Genomic DNA, 19079 nt, shown 5'->3' on the forward strand with positions numbered 1-19079 from the left:
CCGGGCAACCGGATTCGGCAGGGCCTCCCTCAGCCGACGGCCTGCAGGCGGGTCCGGGCCAGCCGCTCCACCATCTCCGGCAGGGCGGTCACGGGCACGCCGCTGAGGTCCTGCCGGCACATGCGCACGACGTTGCCGACGACCTGGGGTCGCAACCGCGCGCCGAACTCGTCCACGAGCCGGGTGACGGCCTGCTCGACGCTGGGGTCGGCGGGGAGCTGCTCGATCGGCGTCATGGGCGCGCGGGACTCCTCGTTCGGTCCGTGCGGGGGTACGGCGTCCACGGTGGCGGGTGGGACGCGTGTTAAACAGGGACCTTCGTCCCCCTCCGAGGACCGCTGCGGCGTGTCGGTCAGGACACGAAGAAGGCGTTGCCGCCCGAGGACGTGACGGCGGCGGCGTCACGCACCAGCGCGGCGAGCTCCGCCCGGTCGATCCGGTCCAGGGAGGTGAACCGGACGCAGCTCTTGCCGCAGGACACCCTCCCCAGCCGCGCGGCGCGCGCCTCGGGCAGGTACTTGCCGTCGACCACGGCGCACACGTACAGCGACAGGTGCCGCTTCTGCGCGGCGAGGGCGACCAGCGGCCAGCGGGTGGTCTCCCTGGCCGAGCGCGGCCGGTAGGGCAGCAGGCCGTACCCGAGCACGTGCCCCGACCCGGCCGGCACGAGCTCGCGGTCCAGCCCGGGCGCGGCCTCGCGGACCAGGGCGTCCACCCGCCGCAGCTCGGCCTCGCGCGGCCCGGCCGCGGCGAACCACTCCTCGACGGTGTCGGTCACGGACCGGACGGTATCGACCCCGGCCCCCTGCAGGGTCCCGCCGCGAGCGTGCGAGCGGCGAGGGGCAGGGGGTCCTCCCGGGTTCAGGCGGGCCGCCGTCCCCAGAGCAGGGTGTCCAGCGCCGTGCCGGCGGGCGTCTCCCGGCGGACCTGCTCGAGCCGGTCGACGGCGAGCAGGCCGGCGACCGGGGCCAGCCGCCGGGTGCTGTGCAGGATCGCCGGGTCCTGCGGCCCGCCGACGCCCGCGGTCACGTTCTCGGCGTCGTGCCCCAGCAGCAGGAACCGCCCGCCGGGGCGCAGCCAGCCGACGGCCCGGCGGAGCAGGTCGGTCATCGGCGGGTCCGGCAGGTGCAGGTAGGCGACCAGCACCAGGTCCAGGGAGGCGGGCGGCGCCGTCCAGGTGGTGACGTCGGCGGTCACCCAGGTGACCCGGTCGGCGTCCGGCTGCGCCTGCCCGCGGGCCAGGCCGGTGGCCGAGAAGTCGACGGCGGTCGCCCGCCATCCCCGCCGGGCGAGCCACAGCGCGTGCCGCCCCTCCCCCGCGGCCAGGTCGACGGCGTCGCCCGGCGGCAGGTCCGCCACGAGCGCCGCGACCAGCGGGTTGGGCTCCCCCGACCACTGCTGCCGCTCGGCGTAGCGCGCGTCCCAGTCCTCGGCCTGCACGGGCCGGAGTGTGGCAGCGACGACGTGCGCGCCGTCCGGGTCGGGGTCAGGGTGGGCGGGTGAGCACCCTCCGGCTGGTCCCCTTCGAGCCGGAGCACCTCCCCGCCGTCACGCCCTGGTTCGACGACGAGGCGACGCGGCGGCGGCTGGGCGGCCGCGAGTGGCCGGTGCGGGAGATGGCCCTGCGCGGCACGCGGTGGACCGAGGAGTTCCGCGGGCGCCGGGTGCTGCGCAGCCACTCGTTCGTCGCGCTCGACGACACCGGCCGCCCGGTCGCCCAGATCGGTGGGGACGTCTACGACCGGTGGACGACGTGGGACCCGGTGGCCGAGCGGGTCCTCGCGACCGACGGGCGCCGCACGATGGGCGTGGCCTACGTCGTCGACCCGGCGCGCCGGGGGCGCGGCCACGGCAGCGCCGCGCTGCGGGCGCTGGTCGCCGCGCCGGAGACCGCCGACGTCGAGCAGTTCGTCCTGGGCATCGAGCCGGACAACGCGGCGAGCCTGCGGGTGGCCGCCGCAGCCGGGTTCACCCCGCTGACCACGGAGCCCGACGCCGAGGACGTGGTCCACCTGCGCCTGGAGCGCTGACCGGCGCGGGTGCCGTGACCGAGGATGGCCCCGTGCCCGCACACGTCTCCGACCCCGACGACCTCGCGCTGCACGGCCCCCGGGTGCTGGGCTTCGCCTCCCCGGGGCGGATCGCCGACCGCTACGGGCTCGACCGCGACGAGGTCGAGGACCGCCTGCTCGAGCACGCCACCCGGGGCTGGGTCACCCACACCCGCTTCGCCGACAGCGCCGGGTGGTCGCTGACCGAGGCGGGCCGGGCCGAGGACGAGCGGCGGATGGGCGCGGAGCTGGAGCTGACCGGCGCACGGGACCTGGTCACCGAGGCCCACGGCCGGTTCGTCCCGCTGAACCGCCGGTTCGGGAAGGTGTGCACCGACTGGCAGCTGCGGCCGACCCGCACCGAGCCGATGACCGCCAACGACCACACCGACTGGAGGTGGGACGAGCGCGTGCTCCGGGCGCTGGGGACGCTCGGCCGCGACCTGGCCGCGGTGACCGACCCCCTGGCCCGCTGCCTGCAGCGCCTGGACGGCTACGCCGACCGCTACGCCGCCGCGCTCGCCCGGGTCGACCACGGCGAGCGGCGCTGGGTGGACTCCCCCGAGGTCGACTCCTGCCACACGGTGTGGATCCAGCTGCACGAGGACCTGCTCGCCACGCTGGGGATCGAGCGCGGGCAGGACGCCTGACGGTCACCCCCTGCTGGCACCCTCCCGGCATGACCACGGTGACGCCCCGGGAGGTCGCGCTGCTGCGCCTGGTGGCCCAGCGGGTGGCCGGACCGCCGTTCCCCGACGCCGCGGCGGCGGTGCGGGCGCTCGGCGCGGTGCAGGGCCAGGACCTGCCCGGCGCGCTGACGTCGGTGGCGCTGCGCACCGCCGGCCGCTCCCGGGCGGGGGTCACCGCGGCCCTCGACGCCGGCGACGTCGTCCGCTCCTGGCCGATGCGCGGGACGCTGCACCTGGTCGCCGCCGAGGACCTGCCCTGGATGCTCGAGCTGCTCGGCGGGCGGGTGCTGGCCGGCGCGGCGAAGCGGCGGGCGGTCGTCGGGCTGACCGAGGAGGACCTCGAGCGGTCGCGGGAGGCCGCCGTCGCCGCGCTGACCGGCGGGCGGCGGCTGGGCCGGCAGGCGCTGCTCGCCACCCTGGCCGACGCCGGCTGCGACGTCGCGGGCCAGAGGGGCTACCACACGCTCTGGTACCTCTCCCAGACCGGGACGCTGGTCCTCGGCCCCACCGACGACGGTGACCAGGCGTTCGTGCTGCTCGACGAGTGGGTGCCCGCGCCGCGCCGCCTGGAGCGCGAGGAGGCGCTGGCCGAGCTCGCGCTGCGGTTCTTCACCGGGCACGGGCCGGCCACCGTCGCGGACCTGGTGCGCTGGGCGGGCACGACGGTCCGGGACGCCCGCGCGGGCCTGGCGCCGGTGCGGGACCGGCTGGCGACGGTCGACGTCGGCGGCACCGAGGCGTACCTCGACCCGGAGACCCCGGAGCGGCTGGCCGCCTGCCGCGCCGACGCCGAGGGGCTCCACCTGCTGCCCGGCTTCGACGAGGTCGTCCTCGGCTACGCCGACCGCAGCTGCACGGTGCCGCCGGAGTTCGCCGACCGGATCGTGCCCGGCGGCAACGGGGTGTTCCGGTCCACCGTGGTCTGCGGCGGGCAGGTGGTGGGCACGTGGCGGTGGACCGGCAGGGGCGCGAAGCGGGTCGCCGACGCCGAGCCGTTCACCGCCTTCCCCCCGGGCGTCGCCGAGCGCGTGCCGGAGCTGGCCGCCGCGCTCCCCTGACGCCGGGAGGCGACCACCGCGCCTCCGGGGAAGGGTGGGGGCATGGAGTACGTGCGCCTGGGTGCCACCGGCCTGGAGGTCTCGCGGATCTGCCTCGGGATGATGAGCTTCGGCGAGCCCGACCGCGGGATGACGCCGTGGAGCCTGCCCGAGGACGAGGCGATGCCGCTGATCCGGAAGGCGCTCGAGGCCGGCGTCACCTTCCTCGACACCGCCAACGTCTACTCGGCCGGCTCCAGCGAGGAGATCACCGGCAGGGCGATCCGCGAGTTCACCACCCGCGACGACGTCGTCCTGGCCACCAAGGTGCACGGCCGGATGCGCCCGGGCCCCAACGGCGGCGGGCTGTCGCGGGTGGCCGTCCTGCGCGAGCTGGAGGCGAGCCTGCGGCGGCTGCAGGTGGACCACGTCGACCTGTACCAGATCCACCGCTGGGACCCGGCCACGCCGATCGAGGAGACGCTGGAGGCGCTGGACTCGGCCGTCCGCAGCGGCAAGGTCCGGTACCTGGGCGCGAGCAGCATGTGGGCCTGGCAGTTCGCCAAGGCGCTGCACCTGGCCGGCGAGCGCGGCTGGCACCGGTTCGTGTCGATGCAGGACCACTACAACCTGCTCAACCGCGAGGAGGAGCGGGAGATGCTCCCGCTGTGCGCCGACCAGGGCATCGGCGTGATCCCGTGGAGCCCGCTGGCCCGCGGCCGGCTGACCCGCGACTGGGACGAGACGACGCACCGGTCGGAGAACGACGCGTTCGGCGGCCGCCTCTACGACGAGGCCAGCGACCGCGCGATCGTCGAGCGGGTGACCGAGGTGGCCCGCGAGCGCGGCGTCCCGCGGGCGCGGGTGGCGCTGGCCTGGCTGCTGGCCAAGTCGGTGGTCACCGCGCCGATCGTCGGCGTCACCAGGGCCGCGCACCTCGACGACGCCGTCGCCGCCGTCGACCTGCGGCTCACCGACGAGGAGGTCGCCCGCCTGGAGGAGCCGTACCGCCCGCACGCCGTCGTCGGCTTCTGAGCCGCCGGTACTCGCGGAGCACGAGCGCGGTCAGCAGCAGGTCGAGGCCGCCCGCGGCCCACATCCCCCACGAGCCCCGGTCCACGGCCAGGTACACCTCGTAGCCGCCGAACGCCCCGAGCACGGCGGCGGCGACCGGGTAGGCGGGCAGCACCTCGCGCAGCAGCGCGGCGACGAGGCCCAGCTTCACCAGGCCGTGCAGGGTCAGGTAGACGACGGCGAAGGTGTGGGCGCCGCCGCTCAGCGCGGCCTCCCCGGCGGTGACGCGCTCGGCCAGCGCGCCGTCCGGGCTGCCGAGCAGGTGGTGCGCGACGACCCGGCGGGTCAGCCCGTCCAGCGCCCGCGGGCCGACGGCGAGCAGCGCCAGGCCCGCGAGCAGCTCGACCGCGCCGTCGAGTCCCTTGAGGAGCAGGGCGGCGCGCAGCAGCCGGTCGGTGGTCGTGCCGGGCATGGTCCCGGAGCCGGAGGGGGCGCGTCCAGGGACCGGGATCACGCCCGCGGCTCGCGGCCGGGCCCGCGGGGCACGGCCACGATGGGAGGGTGACCGCCGTCCGCCCGCTGCTCGGCCCGCCGGTCCCCCCGCTCCGGGCGCTGTGGCGGGCCGGCGGGCGCCGCGGGGTGACCGCGGCGGCCTGCCTGGTGCTGACCCTGGCCGCCGGCGTCGCGCTGGGGCGCCCGGACCTCGGCTCGGCGGCGGGCCTGGCGTCGTTCACCGCGGTCTACGGGCACGCGCTGCCCTACCGCCGCCGCGCGGGCGTGGTCGCCGTCGTCGCGGTGGTGCTCGTGGCCAGCAGCACCCTGGGCGCGCTGGCCGGCGGGCACCCGGTCGCGCTGGTGCTGGCCTGCGCGGCGCCGGCCGCCGCGGCCGCCGCGGCGAGCGTCGTCTGGCGGGTCGGCCCGCCCGGCCCGCTGGGCGTCGTCCTGGTGGCCGGCGGCTCCAGCGCGCTCGGCACCACGCCGGGCGGGCTCGGCGCGCACGCCCTCGCCGCCGCGGCCGGCGCGGCGCTGGCCTGGGCCGGCTGCATGCTGCCCTGGGTGTGGGACCCGGCCGGCCCCGAGCGCCGCGCCCTGGAGGCGGCCGAGTCCGCGGTGGGGAGGGCAGGGGTGGGCGGCCCACCGGCGGGCGCGGCCCGGGCGGTGCGCCTGGCCGACGTCGCGGTCCGCGGCGGCAGCGGCCGCGGCGACCGCCGGCTGCGCGCCCGCCTCGACGACGTCGAGCGGCGGTTCCTCGCCGCGCTGCCCGCCGCGCCCCCGCCGGCGACCGCCCCGCCCCTCGACCCGGCACCGCCGCGGTGGTGGCACGCCCCTGCCGCGGCGACCGCGCTGCGCCTCGGCGTCGGGTCGGCCGCCGCGGGGCTGGCCGCCGTCGCGCTCGGGCTGTCCAGCCCCTACTGGGCGGTGACGACGGCGGTCGCGGTGCAGCTGGGCACCGACGCCCGCGCCACCCGCACCCGGGGACTGCAACGCGCGGTCGGCACGGCCCTGGGCGTGCTGGTCGCGGGGGTGCTGGTCGCGCTGGACCCGCCGGTCGGCGTCGCGATCGCGCTGGCCGGGGTGCTGCAGCTGGCCGTCGAGCTGCTCGTCGCCGCGCAGTACGTGCTCGCCGTCTCCTGCATCACCCCGCTGGCGCTGCTGCTGGTGCACCTGGGCAACCCGACGCCCACCGCCGGGCACCTGGTGGTCGAGCGGCTGGCCGAGACCGGCGTCGGCGTCGCCGTCGCGCTGGCGGTCGGGCTGTCGCTGCTGCCGCGCGCGTCGAGCCGGCGGCTGCCCGCGGCGGTGCGGGAGGTGACCGCCGCGGCGGCCGCGGGCGACGACCGGCGGCTGCACGCCGCACTCGACCACCTGGCCGAGGTGTCGGCCGCCGCCCGGGCCGAGCTGCTGCCCACGCCGGCGCTCACCGCCCGGGTGCACGCCGCGCGGGTCGTGGCCGACCTGGGCTGGGGCCTGCTCGGCGCCCGCGCCCGCGGCGACGACGCCGTGGCCGCCGACCTCGGCCGCCGGCTCGCCGCGTCCTAGCCGGCCAGCCGGGGCGCGAGCTCCTCGAGGTCGTCGAGCACCAGCCCGGCGCCCAGCGGCCCGAGGCCGAGGAACCAGCGGTCGTCGTCCACCGCGACCGCGCGCCCCCCGGCGACCGCGGGGATCGACTGCCACAGCGGCCCGGCGGTGACCTGGTCGGCCGCCGTCGCGCCGTCGGCCCCGTAGGCGCCGTGGAAGAGCAGGTCGCCGTCGGCCTGGGTCACCTGCTCGGGCGAGACCTCGACGAAGGTCTCCGCCGTCCGCTGCAGCTCCGGCCGGGCGAAGCCGACGTCGGTCAGCACCGACCCGATGAACGAGCCCTCGCCGTAGAGGCGGATGACCGTGCCGTCGAGGAAGCGGGCGACGCTGACCTCGGTCTGCGCCGGGTCGCCGTAGAGGTCGCCGACCTCCTCGGCCCGCGCCGCGAACTCGTCGAGCAGGTCCTGCGCCCGCTCCTGGCGGCCGAGCGCCTCGCCGGCGAGCAGCAGGTTCTCCTGCCAGCTCTCCCCGATGGCCTCGGCGAACACCGTGGGGGCGATCTGCGCCAGCTGCCCGTAGACGTCGGCGTGCCGCACGGAGTTGGACAGGATGAGGTCCGGCTGCAGCGCCGCGATCGCCTCCAGGTCGGGCTCGGCGATCGTGCCGACGGCGGCGATGTCGGCGGGGTCGACGCCGGCCTCCGCCACGAACCCGGGCAGCTCGTCGCTGACGTCGGTGCGGACCGCGCCCACCGGGGTCACGCCGAGGGCGAGGGCGGCGTCGAGCTCACCGGTGTCGAGGACGACGACCCGCTCCGGGGTGCCGGCGACCTCGGTCTCCCCCATCGCGTGCTCGACCGTGCGCGTCTCCTCCGCGGGCGCCGCCTCGGCCACGGGGTCGGTGTCCCCGCACCCGGTCAGCAGCGCCGCCGCCAGCAGCCCGCCCGCCGTCGTCCCGGCGATCCGCCGGCCCGTCCTCACCAAGAGCACTGTCGCCCTCCTCCCGGCGCCGGACCACCCGGCGCCGGGAGTGAACTTAGGGCAGCCTTCCCTCAGTCGAGCGGGCGGGTCAGCCCTTCCGCTCGACCAGGAAGACGGGGATCTCGCGGTCGGTCTTCCGCTGGTAGTCGGCGTAGGGCGGGTAGGCGGCCACCGCGCGCTCCCACCACTCGGCCCTCTCCTCGCCGGTGATCTCGCGGGCGACGCCGTCCCAGGGCTCCGGGCCGTCCTGCACGGTCACCTGGTCGGGGTGCTTGCGCAGGTTGGCCACCCAGGCCGGGTCCTTCGGCGCCCCGCCCTGGGAGCCGACCATCGCGTAGACGCCGTCCTTCTCCACCCGCATGAGCGGCTGCTTGCGGACCTTCCCGGTCGTCGCCCCGCGGGTCGAGAAGACGACGACCGGCAGGCCGGTGTCGCGCAGCGTGTTGGCCTCGCGCCCGCCGGTCGCCTCGTAGCGCTCGACCTGGTCGCGGACCCACTGCTGCGTGCTCGGCTCGTACTCACCCTCCAGCGGCATGTCCCGACCGTAGGTCCGACGAGTCCGGGCCGCCCGGCCGGTCGTCCCTCGTGGAGACCCGACGGGAGGAGACCGGGACGGCACGGCTGGTGGTCACGCAGAACGTCACCGTCGACGGTGTGGTGGAGGCCGTCGACGACTGGTTCGCGCCGCAGGACGACGGTGTCGACGCCTCCGACCAGCTCGACGTCGTCCGGGAGCACATGGCCGGCGAGTCGGTGCTCCTGCTCGGCCGGCGCACGTTCGAGGACATGCGGTCGTACCGGCCGCACCAGGCCGGCGACACCACCGGCATCACCGCCCACCTCGACGCGGTGGAGAAGGCCGTCGTCTCGCGCACCCCCACCGACCCGGGCCGGGCGAACACCACGGTGCTGTCCGGGGACCCGGTCGAGGAGGTCCGCCGGCTGGTGGCCGGCCGGGACGGCGAGGTCGGGGTGACCGGCAGCATCACGCTGTGCCACGCGCTGATCGGCGCCGGGCTGCCCGACGAGTACCGGCTGTTCGTCCACCCCCGCGTCCTCGGCCGCGGCCGGCGGCTGTTCCCCGACGGCGCCGACGTCCGGCTCGCCGCGACCGGCGCCCGCACCTTCGCCGGCGGGGTCACGCTGCTCACCCACCGGCCGGCGTGACGGTCAGCGGGCGTCCACGGTGTGCGGGACGAAGAAGCTCAGGTTGTCGGTGATCAGCCCGTCGCTCTCGCGGATGCCCAGGCCCGCGGGCTCGCCGTCGACCACCCAGGCGCCGAGCACCGGGTGGTGCGGCCCGTCGACGCCGGCGAAGTCCGGCAGCGGCGCGAACTCCTGGACGACGAACCCCTCGGTGCCGTACCGGCCGGGCATCGCGGTGACCACCTGCCCGCCGCGGACGACCTGCACGTTGGCGCCCTCGCGGCCCCACAGCGGCTTGCGCACGTAGTCCCGCCACGACGAGGGCATCTCGTCGGCGAAGTAGGCCGGCAGCAGGTACTGCCCGAGCACCGGGTCGCTGCCGAACAGCTGCCACAGCACCGGCAGCAGCGCCTTGGTGCTCCACAGCATCTTGTAGACCGGCTCGACCCACGTGGTGCCGCCCGGCCGGGCGGCGTCGGCGAGGACGGCCGCGCCGAACTCGTCGTCGACCAGCCACTCCCAGGGGTAGAGCTTGAAGACGACGTCGAGGTGGCGGCCGGCGGGGTCGTAGAAGCGGCCGTCGCCGGAGTCCAGCGCGATGTCCTCGACCAGGACCTCGACCGCCTCGTAGCCGGCCTGGACGACGGTGTCCATGAGGTACGCGACGGTCATCCGGTCCTCGCCGGAGGTCTCCGCGCTGGTCCACGCCAGGTGCACCCGCGGCCGCACCCCGGTGCGCCGCTCCCAGCGGGTGAGGTTGCGCTGCCAGGCGGCGACCAGCCTCTCGTGCAGCGCGTTCCACTGGTCGCGGCCCTGCCCGGTGAACAGGTGCCAGTTCCACTGGGTCACCGCCGCCTCGACCAGGCCGGTCGGGGTGTCGGCGTTGAACTCCAGCAGCTTCGGCGGGCCCTCGCCGTCGTAGCGCAGGTCGAAGCGGCCGTACACGCTCGGCGGCTCGGCCTCCCACGAGGCGCGGATGCCGGACCGGGCGATCAGCGGGATGCCCATCCGGTCGAACAGGTCGTGCTCGATGACGTGGTCGCCGGCGGCGACGCACATCTCGAACAGCTGCGCGACGGCGCTCTCGAGCCGCTCGACCTCCGCGGCGGTGAAGTCGTAGAACGGGCCCTCGCGCCAGTAGCTGCGGACCTCACCGCCCGGCGTCGTCGTCCGGTTGTAGACCAGCCCCTGCGCCTCGACCTCGGCCTCCCAGCCGGGCCGGACGACGCCGCCCTCGACGCGCCGCACTCAGGAGCCCGACCCGCCGCCGACGCCCGAGCCGATGCCGCCGGTCACCCGCTGGCCGGCGGACACCTTGCCGGTGGCGGGCAGCCCGTAGCGCTGGCGGGCCGCGGTGTCGGTGGGGTTGACGCGGGTGCCGCCGGCGGGCAGCACCGTGCCGACCGGCAGGCCGGGGCGGAAGGCGCCCAGGTAGAGGAAGAACAGGCCGCCGCCCCCGCGGTAGTCGTCGTCGCAGTAGTCGTCGTCGACGATCTCGCCGTCCTCGTTGGTGCAGTAGGCGACCTGCTCCTGCTCGTCGTCGGACCCGCAGCCGGCGAGGAAGCCGGTGGCGGCGGTGGCCAGCACCGTGGTGGTCAGGGCGCTGCGCACCCGGTTGCCGAACGCCATGGGCTCCTCCCCGTGAGATCGTCGGCCCGACCCTAGGCCCGACCTGCGGCGTCGGCGTCCCCGGGCGGCGCGGACGGAGCTGTTCCACTAGCGTCCCGGGACGAGCCCGCCGTCCCGGGAGGCGCGATGACCGCGAAGGAACCCGCCGAGGTCGCCAGGGTCGCCAGCGCGACCGGCGCCAAGAAGGTGCACCGCAGCTGGGACCGGGTGCTGGTGAGCGCCTTCCTCGCCGGCGCCTACATCTCCTTCGGCGCGCTCGTGGCGATCACCGTCTCCTCGGGCCTGTCCGCCGAGACGTGGGGCACGCTGCCGACGCTGTTCATGGGCGCGGCCTTCACCCTCGGCCTGGTGCTGGTGCTCATCGCGGGCTCCGACCTCGCGACCGGCAACATGATGCTGGTCCCGCTGGGCGCGATGAACGGCAAGATCACCGCCGGCGAGGTCCTCCGGAACCTGACGCTGGTGCTGTTCGGCAACCTGCTCGGCGCCCTGTTCGTCGCCTACTTCCTCGCCGTCTCCACCGGCGTGATCGGCGACCCGGACAGCACCGGCAGCGCGCAGCTGACCTTCACCCGGCTCGCGGAGATCGCCGACGGCAAGACCCACCACACCGCGTGGGAGACCTTCCTGCGGGGCGTCGGGTGCAACTGGCTGGTCTGCCTGGCGGTGTGGATGTCGCTGGCGTCCTCGAGCGTCGCGGGCAAGATCCTGGCGGTGTTCTTCCCGGTCATGGCGTTCGTCGCGATGGGGTTCGACCACGTCGTCGCCAACATGTTCTTCCTGCCGGCGGCGGTGTTCGCCGGCGTCGAGGGCGCGAACTGGGGCGACACCCTGACCAACTGGCTGCTGGCCGGTGCGGGCAACCTCGTCGGCGCGGTCGTCTTCGTCGGGACGTCGTACTGGTACCTGTTCCTGCGCGAGGACCGCGACGCCGCCCCGCGCACCGGCGCGGAGCCCGCCGAGCGCGCCTGACCCCACCCCTCTCCTCCGCGGCCGACGCTCCGGTCGCGGAGCGCGGGGGCCGGTGGCACGGTCGGACGACGGCCAGGCACCGGGAGGACAGCAGCGGATGAGGTACAGGGAGGGCGGCGACCTCGACACGTCGTCGATCCAGGACCGGCGCGGGCGCGGCGGGGGCCTGGGCGGGGGCCGGGGGCTCGCGGTCGGCGGCGGCGGGATCGGCCTCGTCGGGCTCCTGGTCGTCGTGCTGTTCCAGGTCCTCGGCGGCGGCGGGGGCACCGCCGGGGCCGGGCTGGGCGCGCTGTCCGGCGGCCTGGGCGAGGGCGAGACGGCCGACAACAGCGCCCTCGAGCAGTCCTGCGACGACAGCGGCGACGCCAACACCTCCGTCGAGTGCGCCGTCGTCGCCGACGTCGACTCGATCCAGGACTACTGGTCGCAGGCGCTCGGCGCGGACTACGTCCCCACCGACACCGTGTTCTTCTCCGGTCAGGTGCAGACGCAGTGCGGCGGCGCCACCAGCGGCTCCGGGCCGTTCTACTGCCCGGCCGACCAGCTGGTCTACATCGACCTGACCTTCTTCGACACGCTGCGCAGCCAGTTCGGCGCCGAGGGCGGGGCCTTCCCCAACGCCTACGTGCTCGCCCACGAGTACGGCCACCACGTGCAGAACCTGCTCGGCGCCAACCGGCAGGTGACCCCGGGCGAGACCGGCCCGGCCAGCGGCACCGTGCGGCTGGAGCTGCAGGCCGACTGCTACGCCGGCGTGTGGGCCAACCACGCCGAGACGGTCCCCGACGAGTCCGGCGCACCCCTGATCGCCGAGATCACCCAGGACGACGTCGACCGGGCACTGGACACCGCCGGCCGCATCGGCGACGACTTCATCCAGGAGAACCTCGGCGGTGGCACCGTGGACCAGGACACCTTCACCCACGGCTCCTCCGAGCAGCGCCGGCGCTGGTTCCTGACCGGGTACGAGACCGGCGACCCGCGGCAGTGCGACACCTTCTCGACGGACGACCTGGGCTGAGCGCGTGACCTCGAACGACCCCGCCGACCACCTGCGCGTCGGCCGCGACGGCGCCGTCGCCGTGCTGACCATCGACCGCGCGGACAAGCGCAACGCGCTCACCGCCGGCATGTGGGCAGCGCTCCCCCGCGTGCTGGCCGGGCTGGCCGAGGACCCCTCCGTGCGGGTGCTCGTGCTCACCGGCGCCGGGACCACCTTCTGCGCCGGCGCCGACATCTCCGACCTGCTCGGCGGGCCCGACACCGACGACCCCATGGCGCACCTGCGCCGCGACAACCTCGCCGCGCAGGCGGCGCTGCGGGACTTCCCGCGGCCGACGATCGCGATGATCCGCGGCCACTGCATCGGCGGCGGCGTCGAGCTGGCCACCTGCTGCGACCTGCGGTTCACCGACCCGACCGGCGTCTTCGGGGTCACCCCGGCCAAGGTCGGCATCGTGTACACGCCGACGTCGACCCGCCAGCTGATGCAGCTCGTGGGCCCGGCGACGACCCGCTACCTCCTGTACTCCGGGGAGCTGGTCGACGCCGAGACCGCGCTGCGCACCGGCCTGGTCGACCGGCTGCTGCCGGCCGGCGACCTGGCCGGCGAGGTGCGCCGGTTCGCCGGGGTGCTGGCCGGCCGCTCGGCGCTGACCCAGCACGCGGCCAAGGAGGTCACCGCCGCGCTGGCCGCGGGCGGCGACGGCGAGGAGGTGGCCCGCCGCTGGTACCGGGAGACCATCGCCGCCGGCGAGCTCGCCGAGGGCGTGGCCGCCTTCACCGAGCGGCGCACCCCGCGCTTCCCCTGGACGCCCTGAGGGGCGCTAGGCGACGCCGAGCCCCTGCTCCTCCGCCTCGACGGCGGCGTTCCACTCGCGCTTCTCCGCCTGCCAGCGGTCCTCGGTGCTGCCGACCCGCCAGTAGCCGGAGACCGACAGCCGCTCGCGCGGGGCGCCGAGCCCGGTGCGCACGAACCGGCGCAGCTCGCGGACGGCGCCGGCCTCGCCGTGCACGAACACGTGCACGTCGCCGTCGGGGAGGTCCGCCGCGACGACGGCCGCGACCAGCGCCACCCCGGGGGCCGCGCCGCGGTGCACCCAGGTCACCCGCACACCCGGGCCGGTGGCGAGGTCCTGCTCCTCCTCGGGCCCGGCCACCTCGACGAAGACCTCCGCCCGCGCCCCGGCGGGCAGGGCCTCCAGCGCGGCGGCGATCGCCGGCAGCGCGGTCTCGTCACCGGCCATGAGGTGCCAGGCGGCGTCGGCGGCCGGGCTGTAGGCGCCGCCGGGGCCGAACAGCTGCAGCGTGTCGCCGGGCCGGGCGGCCAGGGCCCAGGGGCCGGCCACGCCCTGGTCGCCGTGGACGACGAAGTCGACGGTCAGCTCCCCGGCCGCGGCGTCCCAGGAGCGGACCGTGTAGGTGCGCGTGGCGGGCCACTGCTCGCGCGGCAGGCGGGCCTGCACGTCGTCGAGGTCGAACGGGGCGGCGTAGGGCGCACCGGCCGGCGGGAAGAGCAGCTTGACGTAGGAGTCGGTGTGCTCGGGCGCGAAGCCGGACAACCCCTCCCCGCCGAGGACGACGCGGACGACGTGCGGCGTCACGCGGCTGGTGCGCACGACGGTGCCGATGCGGGGCGTCCGCCTGCGGCGCGGGGACTGGTCGGCCATGAGCTCTCCTCGGATCAGGGAAGGCTCACCTTACCTGCGCCGCCCGAGAGCCCGGCCGCCGTTTCGGACCCGTGCGTCCGGGTAGCCCGTGGCCTGCGGGAACGGCGACGCCGCCGGGCACGGACGCCCGGGCCGGCCGGCTCCCCGACCGCGTCTTCCCCACGGCTCACCGGGCCGGCGCCACGCATCGCCGGCCCTGCTCCACCCGCATCCGTCCCGGCGACGGCCGTCGCCGGGACGTGTGTGAGTGATCCATTTCTGGGTAGCGCCAGCCTCGACCGAGATCCACTCAGGAGGAACGATGACCCACTCCATCGACGCCCCCCTCCCGCCGCCGCCCTCCTCGGGCGCCACCGGCTACGGGGAGACGAGTACGACCTCGACCACCAGCTCGGGCTCGCCGTCGACCACCGACGTCGCCAAGGACGAGGCCCGCAACGTCGGCCAGACCGCGAAGGAGGCCGGCTCGCAGGTCGCCTCGACCGCCGCGGACCAGGCCAGGAACGTCGTCGCCGAGACCAAGCAGCAGGCGCAGAGCCTGGTCGAGCAGGGCCGCACCCAGGCCCGCCAGCAGGTCGTGTCGCAGCAGCAGAAGGCCGGCCAGAGCCTGTCGAGCCTGGCCGAGCAGCTGCGCGGCATGGTCGACGGCAACGCCCCGGCCCCCGGCCCCGCCCGCGACCTGATCCAGCAGGGCGCCGGCAAGGTCCAGGAGTTCGCGGACATGCTGCAGAACCGCGAGCCGGCCGACCTGCTCGAGGAGGTCCGCTCCTTCGCCCGCCGTCGGCCCGGCACCTTCCTGCTCGGCGCCGCCGTCGCCGGCGTCCTCGCCGGGCGGCTGACCAGCGGCGTCAAGGCCGCGCACAGCAACGGCTCCTCGTCCGGCTCGCAGCAGTTCGCCTCGACGCCGTCGTCCTCCACCACCGGCACCTACGTCGACCCGGCCCCGACCTACTCGGGCTACGAGTCGACCACCGGCTACGGGACGACCGGCGGCTACGAGACGACGACGGGTTCCTACGGCGAGCACGCCGCCACCCCCGGCACCCCGGTGCCGCCCCCGCCGTACGGCACGGTCCCGCCGGCCGGCAGCGTGGTGCCCCCGTCGGCGCCCGCCGGGTGGGACGACCCGACCCGCCGCCCGGGCCAGGGGGTCTGACCATGAGCTCCCCCTACTCCGGCGCCACGCCGGTGGGCGGCCAGGAGGGCTACCCCCCGGAGCCGCCGCAGGCGAACTACGCCGTGACCCCCGGCTACGAGCAGGGCTACGCCGGCCAGCAGGACTACGCGGGCCAGCAGGAGTACCCGACCCAGTCCTACGGGGCGCACGCCGGTGAGCGCGGCACCCCGATGACCGAGGCCGGCCGCCCCGACGTCGGCGGCACCTCCGTCGGCGAGCTCATCAGCGAGGTCACCACGGACCTCTCGGTGCTCATGCGCCAGGAGCTCGAGCTGGCCAAGGCCGAGCTCAAGGTCGAGGCCAAGAAGGCCGGCCAGGGCGCGGGCATGTTCGGCGCCGCGGGCTTCGCCGGCTACATGACGGTGCTGTTCCTCTCCTTCGCCCTGTGGTGGGCGCTGGAGAACGTGATGGACGCCGGCCTGGCCGCACTGATCGTGGCGGTCATCTGGGGCGTCATCGGGGCCGTCGCCTACGCCATGGGACGCAAGAAGTTCCGGCAGGTGAACCCGAAGCCCGAACGGACCGTGGACACCCTCCAGCAGGTCCCCGGCGCCCTCAAGCCCCACTGACCCTCGGCCCGCGACCCGACCGGTCAGGCCACCACACCCCCTGGAGCAGACATGACCAGCAGCAGTGACCCGGACGTCATCCGGCGGCAGATCGAGGAGACGCGTCGCGAGCTGAGCTACGACGTCGACGCCCTCAACGAGAAGGTCAACCCCGCCCGCGTCATCGACCGGCGCATGGCCTCGGCGAAGGGCCGCTTCGCCAACGTCAAGGACAAGGTCATGGGCTCGGCCCACGACACCCGGTCCTCGGCGCGCGGCACCGCTCAGGACGCCCGCGGCATGGCGCAGCACGCCGTGGGCTCGGTGCAGGGCGCGGCGTCCAACGCCGCCGGCACCGTGCAGGGCGCGGCGTCCTCCGCGGCCGGCACCGTGCAGGACGCCGCCTCCCAGGCGGCGCACGCCGTCCAGCAGGCCCCCGACGCGGTGATCCGCCAGACGCAGGGCAACCCCCTCGCGGCCGGGCTGATCGCCTTCGGCGTCGGCTGGCTGGTGTCCAGCCTGCTGCCCGCCACCGAGAAGGAGCGGCAGCTGGCCGAGCAGGCCGAGAGCGCGGTCCGCGAGCACAAGGACGAGCTGCTCGCCCCGGCCAAGCAGGCGGCGCAGGAGGTCGGCGAGCAGCTCAAGCCGGCCGCCCAGCAGGCCGTCGAGGAGGTCCGGTCGACCGCGCAGGACGCGGCGCAGACCGTCAAGCAGGAGGGCCAGTCGGCCGCGCAGGACGTGCAGGGCCAGGCCCAGCAGTCCCGCGAGTCCGTGCAGAGCCAGGCCTCCAGCAGCAGCTGAGGAAGGACCCCTCTGCCCCACCGCTCGCACGCTCGCGGCGGGACCCCGCAGAGGGGCCGTTCCCGCACCTCACCAGCGCAGCGCCCCGCCGGGTCCGTCCCGGCGGGGCGCTGCCGCGTCTCCCCTCGCCGGGTGACCCGGTCCGGCCCCCGCTGCAGCCGCGCCCGGCCGCGGCCGACGCTGCCGGTGTGACGGACGCCGAGGTCGCGGAGCTGCGCGCGCAGGTCGCCGCGCTGCAGGCCGAGCGGGCCACGCTCACCGCGCTGGTCGACGCCCGCGGCGAGGACCTCGCCGTCGCCGCCCGCGTGCTGCGCGCCCGCGCCGCCACGATGACCAGCGTCGTCGACGCGATCACCGAGCAGTCCGTCGTCGGCACCGACCGCGACGGCGTCGTCCGCGTGTGGAACCCCGGCGCCGAGCGGCTGCTCGGGCTCCCCCGCGCCGACGTCGTCCGCCGTCGCCGGATCACCGACTTCCACGACCCCGCCGAGCTGGCCGGCCGCGGCCTGGACGCGCTGGTGTCCGTCGCCTCCGCGCGCGGCAGCGACGTCCGGGACTGGACGTACGTGGCCGCCGACGGCACCCGGCGCACCGTCTCGGTGGCGGTCACCCCCCGCGCCGACGACGACGGCGGCCCCGCCGGCTGGACCTTCGTCGGCACCGACACGACCGAGGCGCGCGCGGCCGAGCGGCTCAAGGACCAGTTCGTCGCCCTGGTCAGCCACGAGCTGCGCACCCCGCTGTCGTCGGTGCTCGGCTACCTGGAGCTGGTGCTCGACGACCCGGCGCTGGGCGCCGGCCACCGCCGGTACCTGACCACCGTCCAGCGCAACGCCTCCCGCCTCGAGCGGCTCGTCGGCGACCTGCTGTTCACCGCGCAGGTGGAGGCCGGCCGGTTCGCGCTGACGCCGGGCGAGGTCGACCTGGCCGCGCTCGTGCGCGCCGCCGGGGAGTCGGCACGGGTCACCGCGGACGCCGCCGGGGTGGCGCTGGCGGTGACCGCGCCCTCCGCGGGGCCGGTCGTGCCCGGCGACGCGCTGCGGCTGGGCCAGGCGGTCGACAACCTGCTGTCCAACGCCGTGAAGTTCACGCCCCGCGGCGGGCGGGTCGAGCTGGGCCTCGGCACCGCCGACGACGGCGAGGTGCGCATCGAGGTCCGCGACACGGGCGTCGGCATCCCCGGCGCGGAGCGGGCGGCCCTGGGCACCCGCTTCACCCGCGCCACCACCGCCGTGCGGGCCGGCGTGCCGGGCGTGGGGCTCGGCCTGTCGATCACGCACGCCATCGCGGCGGCGCACGGCGGGCGGCTGGAGCTCGCCGGCACCGAGGGCCGCGGCACCACCGCGACCCTGGTGCTGCCGCGCTGAGCACACCGGTCGCGCGCGGATCGCGCGGGGGTCCCGCGGACCGGCTGCGCGGCCGGTGGCAGGCTTCCCCGTCGTGAGCACGCAGGACGGTGACACGGTGCGGACGACCCCGGGCCCGGGCGGCGAGCTGCCGGCCCGGCTGCTGGCCTTCCTCGCCGGGTCCGCCGCGGCGCCCGCCGCCCCGCAGTCCCCCGCGGCCGACCCGGTCCTGGTGCGGCGGCTGCGCGCCCGGGCCACCTGCTGCGCCGGCAGCCGGGTCCCCGAGCCCCGGCGTGGTCAGGCCACCAGCCGGTAGCCCACCCCGCGGACGGTGCGGATCTGCGCCGCCCGCAGCCCCGCGGCGGTCAGCTTGCGGCGCAGGTTGGACATGTGCGCCTCCACCAGGCGCAGGCTGCCGGCCCAGTCGGTGCGCCACACCTCGCGCAGCAGCGTCTCGCGCTGCAGCACCCGGCCCGGCCGCGACGCGAGCGCGGCGAGCAGGTCGAACTCGGTGCGGGTCAGGTCGACCACGACGCCGTCGACGCGCACCTCGCGGGTGTCCTCGTCGACCTCGAGGTCGGCCAGCCGGACGACGGCGTCGTCGGGCTCCGGCACGGCGACGACCGTGCGCGGGCGGCGCAGCATCGCCTGCACCCGCGCGACCAGCTCCCGCGGGGAGAACGGCTTGGCCATGTACCCGTCGGCGCCGACGGCGAGGCCGACGAGCAGGTCGACCTCCTCGGCGCGGGCGGTGAGCATGAGGACGTAGCAGCCGCTCTCGGCGCGCAGCTGCCGGCACACCTCGGTGCCGTCGCCGTCGGGCAGCCCGAGGTCGAGGACGACGAGGTCGGGCGCCGACCGGCGCACCTCGGCCAGGCACTCCGCGCCCGAGCCGACGGCGCGGACGTCGAGCCCGGCCCGCTCCAGCACCGTGGCCACCAGCTCGCGGATCTCCTCGGTGTCCTCCACGACGAGCACCGACTGCGCGCCCACCGCACCTC

The 19079-nt window shown here is 76.4% G+C and carries 24 protein-coding genes; 14 read left to right on the forward strand and 10 right to left on the reverse strand.

Going from position 1 to position 19079, the window contains the following annotated elements:
• Positions 1–29: 29 nt before the first annotated feature.
• The 3 genes from ACI79Z_RS12845 to ACI79Z_RS12855 all read right to left on the reverse strand — a co-directional run bounded on the left by ACI79Z_RS12845 (position 30) and on the right by ACI79Z_RS12855 (position 1440).
• A complete protein-coding gene (locus ACI79Z_RS12845; protein ID WP_387985830.1) occupies positions 30–236 on the reverse strand; it encodes a three-helix bundle dimerization domain-containing protein in 207 nt (68 codons plus the stop codon).
• A 116-nt stretch (positions 237–352) separates the two neighbouring features.
• On the reverse strand, positions 353–778 hold the full coding sequence (locus tag ACI79Z_RS12850; protein WP_456902846.1) for a DUF1801 domain-containing protein: 426 nt from the start codon (positions 776–778) through the stop codon (positions 353–355).
• Positions 779–861: 83 nt separating this feature from the next.
• Positions 862–1440 (reverse strand): class I SAM-dependent methyltransferase, encoded by a 579-nt coding sequence (locus ACI79Z_RS12855; RefSeq protein ID WP_387985835.1) that lies wholly within the window; start codon positions 1438–1440, stop codon positions 862–864.
• Between the two features lie 59 nt (positions 1441–1499).
• Between ACI79Z_RS12855 and ACI79Z_RS12860 the strand changes: the two genes are divergently transcribed.
• The 4 genes from ACI79Z_RS12860 to ACI79Z_RS12875 are packed head-to-tail and all read left to right on the forward strand — an operon-like array spanning position 1500 to position 4812.
• On the forward strand, positions 1500–2030 hold the full coding sequence (locus tag ACI79Z_RS12860) for a GNAT family N-acetyltransferase (protein WP_387985837.1): 531 nt from the start codon (positions 1500–1502) through the stop codon (positions 2028–2030).
• 32 nt (positions 2031–2062) lie between these two features.
• Positions 2063–2701: a hypothetical protein gene (locus tag ACI79Z_RS12865; RefSeq protein ID WP_456902847.1), complete on the forward strand. Its 639-nt coding sequence runs from the start codon at positions 2063–2065 to the stop codon at positions 2699–2701.
• Between the two features lie 29 nt (positions 2702–2730).
• Positions 2731–3798 carry a winged helix DNA-binding domain-containing protein gene (locus ACI79Z_RS12870; RefSeq protein ID WP_456902848.1) on the forward strand — a complete coding sequence of 356 codons (1068 nt, stop codon included), beginning with the start codon at positions 2731–2733 and terminating at the stop codon, positions 3796–3798.
• 42 nt (positions 3799–3840) lie between these two features.
• Positions 3841–4812, forward strand: coding sequence for an aldo/keto reductase (locus ACI79Z_RS12875; protein WP_456902849.1), 972 nt, complete (start codon positions 3841–3843; stop codon positions 4810–4812).
• On the opposite strand, the gene ACI79Z_RS12880 is transcribed toward ACI79Z_RS12875, so the two are convergent.
• Positions 4748–5263, reverse strand: a complete 516-nt coding sequence (locus tag ACI79Z_RS12880; RefSeq protein WP_456902850.1) for a DUF2127 domain-containing protein — start codon at positions 5261–5263, stop codon at positions 4748–4750. The genes ACI79Z_RS12875 and ACI79Z_RS12880 overlap by 65 nt on opposite strands.
• Before the next feature lie 89 nt (positions 5264–5352).
• On the opposite strand from ACI79Z_RS12880, the gene ACI79Z_RS12885 reads away from it, so the two are divergent.
• Positions 5353–6831, forward strand: coding sequence for an FUSC family protein (locus ACI79Z_RS12885; RefSeq protein WP_456902851.1), 1479 nt, complete (start codon positions 5353–5355; stop codon positions 6829–6831).
• Here the strand turns inward: ACI79Z_RS12885 and ACI79Z_RS12890 are convergent.
• Positions 6828–7790, reverse strand: a complete 963-nt coding sequence (locus tag ACI79Z_RS12890; RefSeq protein ID WP_456902852.1) for an ABC transporter substrate-binding protein — start codon at positions 7788–7790, stop codon at positions 6828–6830. The two genes, ACI79Z_RS12885 and ACI79Z_RS12890, sit on opposite strands and share 4 nt — an antisense overlap.
• 88 nt (positions 7791–7878) lie before the next feature.
• A complete protein-coding gene (locus tag ACI79Z_RS12895) occupies positions 7879–8325 on the reverse strand; it encodes a nitroreductase family deazaflavin-dependent oxidoreductase (protein ID WP_456902853.1) in 447 nt (148 codons plus the stop codon).
• Positions 8326–8375: 50 nt separating this feature from the next.
• On the opposite strand from ACI79Z_RS12895, the gene ACI79Z_RS12900 reads away from it, so the two are divergent.
• Positions 8376–8957: a dihydrofolate reductase family protein gene (locus ACI79Z_RS12900; protein ID WP_456902854.1), complete on the forward strand. Its 582-nt coding sequence runs from the start codon at positions 8376–8378 to the stop codon at positions 8955–8957.
• 3 nt (positions 8958–8960) lie between these two features.
• Here the strand turns inward: ACI79Z_RS12900 and ACI79Z_RS12905 are convergent, their stop codons facing one another.
• Entirely contained in the window at positions 8961–10184 is a 1224-nt protein-coding gene (locus tag ACI79Z_RS12905) for a glutathionylspermidine synthase family protein (RefSeq protein WP_387985888.1), read from the reverse strand.
• Positions 10185–10565: a hypothetical protein gene (locus tag ACI79Z_RS12910; protein ID WP_387985890.1), complete on the reverse strand. Its 381-nt coding sequence runs from the start codon at positions 10563–10565 to the stop codon at positions 10185–10187. It abuts the gene before it with no gap.
• 126 nt (positions 10566–10691) lie between these two features.
• Between ACI79Z_RS12910 and ACI79Z_RS12915 the strand changes: the two genes are divergently transcribed.
• The 3 genes from ACI79Z_RS12915 (at position 10692) to ACI79Z_RS12925 (ending at position 13357) form a co-directional block, all read left to right on the forward strand.
• Complete coding sequence (locus tag ACI79Z_RS12915; protein WP_387985892.1) at positions 10692–11537, forward strand: formate/nitrite transporter family protein; 846 nt, start codon at positions 10692–10694, stop codon at positions 11535–11537.
• Positions 11538–11634: 97 nt separating this feature from the next.
• Positions 11635–12558 carry a KPN_02809 family neutral zinc metallopeptidase gene (gene ypfJ / locus ACI79Z_RS12920; RefSeq protein ID WP_387985895.1) on the forward strand — a complete coding sequence of 308 codons (924 nt, stop codon included), beginning with the start codon at positions 11635–11637 and terminating at the stop codon, positions 12556–12558.
• 4 nt (positions 12559–12562) lie between these two features.
• Complete coding sequence (locus tag ACI79Z_RS12925; protein ID WP_387985898.1) at positions 12563–13357, forward strand: enoyl-CoA hydratase/isomerase family protein; 795 nt, start codon at positions 12563–12565, stop codon at positions 13355–13357.
• Between the two features lie 6 nt (positions 13358–13363).
• Here the strand turns inward: ACI79Z_RS12925 and ACI79Z_RS12930 are convergent, their stop codons facing one another.
• Complete coding sequence (locus tag ACI79Z_RS12930; protein WP_456902855.1) at positions 13364–14206, reverse strand: siderophore-interacting protein; 843 nt, start codon at positions 14204–14206, stop codon at positions 13364–13366.
• Positions 14207–14507: 301 nt separating this feature from the next.
• Here ACI79Z_RS12930 and ACI79Z_RS12935 point away from each other — a divergent pair, with 301 nt between their 5' ends.
• From ACI79Z_RS12935 to ACI79Z_RS12955, 5 genes are all read left to right on the forward strand, one after another.
• Positions 14508–15362, forward strand: a complete 855-nt coding sequence (locus tag ACI79Z_RS12935; protein ID WP_387985903.1) for an ATP synthase subunit B family protein — start codon at positions 14508–14510, stop codon at positions 15360–15362.
• Positions 15363–15364: 2 nt separating this feature from the next.
• Positions 15365–15952 carry a phage holin family protein gene (locus ACI79Z_RS12940; protein WP_387985905.1) on the forward strand — a complete coding sequence of 196 codons (588 nt, stop codon included), beginning with the start codon at positions 15365–15367 and terminating at the stop codon, positions 15950–15952.
• Between the two features lie 51 nt (positions 15953–16003).
• Positions 16004–16732, forward strand: coding sequence for a DUF3618 domain-containing protein (locus ACI79Z_RS12945; RefSeq protein ID WP_387985907.1), 729 nt, complete (start codon positions 16004–16006; stop codon positions 16730–16732).
• Positions 16733–16920: 188 nt separating this feature from the next.
• A complete protein-coding gene (locus ACI79Z_RS12950; RefSeq protein ID WP_456902856.1) occupies positions 16921–18099 on the forward strand; it encodes a sensor histidine kinase in 1179 nt (392 codons plus the stop codon).
• 73 nt (positions 18100–18172) lie between these two features.
• A complete protein-coding gene (locus ACI79Z_RS12955) occupies positions 18173–18394 on the forward strand; it encodes a hypothetical protein (RefSeq protein WP_456902857.1) in 222 nt (73 codons plus the stop codon).
• Here the strand turns inward: ACI79Z_RS12955 and ACI79Z_RS12960 are convergent.
• Positions 18376–19071 (reverse strand): response regulator, encoded by a 696-nt coding sequence (locus tag ACI79Z_RS12960; RefSeq protein WP_387985915.1) that lies wholly within the window; start codon positions 19069–19071, stop codon positions 18376–18378. The two genes, ACI79Z_RS12955 and ACI79Z_RS12960, sit on opposite strands and share 19 nt — an antisense overlap.
• Positions 19072–19079: the final 8 nt, after the last annotated feature.

The sequence above is a fragment of the Geodermatophilus sp. SYSU D00663 genome (assembly GCF_054050655.1).

Bases quoted from the DNA above. Each gene is read 5' to 3' on its own strand.
- ACI79Z_RS12845 (WP_387985830.1), bottom strand. From the start codon at position 236: ATGACGCCGATCGAGCAGCTCCCCGCCGACCCCAGCGTCGAGCAGGCC.
- ACI79Z_RS12870 (WP_456902848.1), top strand. From the start codon at position 2,731: ATGACCACGGTGACGCCCCGGGAGGTCGCGCTGCTGCGCCTGGTGGCC.
- ACI79Z_RS12875 (WP_456902849.1), top strand. From the start codon at position 3,841: ATGGAGTACGTGCGCCTGGGTGCCACCGGCCTGGAGGTCTCGCGGATC.
- ACI79Z_RS12880 (WP_456902850.1), bottom strand. From the start codon at position 5,263: ATGCCCGGCACGACCACCGACCGGCTGCTGCGCGCCGCCCTGCTCCTC.
- ACI79Z_RS12895 (WP_456902853.1), bottom strand. From the start codon at position 8,325: ATGCCGCTGGAGGGTGAGTACGAGCCGAGCACGCAGCAGTGGGTCCGC.
- ACI79Z_RS12910 (WP_387985890.1), bottom strand. From the start codon at position 10,565: ATGGCGTTCGGCAACCGGGTGCGCAGCGCCCTGACCACCACGGTGCTG.
- ACI79Z_RS12915 (WP_387985892.1), top strand. From the start codon at position 10,692: ATGACCGCGAAGGAACCCGCCGAGGTCGCCAGGGTCGCCAGCGCGACC.
- ypfJ (WP_387985895.1), top strand. From the start codon at position 11,635: ATGAGGTACAGGGAGGGCGGCGACCTCGACACGTCGTCGATCCAGGAC.
- ACI79Z_RS12930 (WP_456902855.1), bottom strand. From the start codon at position 14,206: ATGGCCGACCAGTCCCCGCGCCGCAGGCGGACGCCCCGCATCGGCACC.
- ACI79Z_RS12935 (WP_387985903.1), top strand. From the start codon at position 14,508: ATGACCCACTCCATCGACGCCCCCCTCCCGCCGCCGCCCTCCTCGGGC.
- ACI79Z_RS12940 (WP_387985905.1), top strand. From the start codon at position 15,365: ATGAGCTCCCCCTACTCCGGCGCCACGCCGGTGGGCGGCCAGGAGGGC.
- ACI79Z_RS12945 (WP_387985907.1), top strand. From the start codon at position 16,004: ATGACCAGCAGCAGTGACCCGGACGTCATCCGGCGGCAGATCGAGGAG.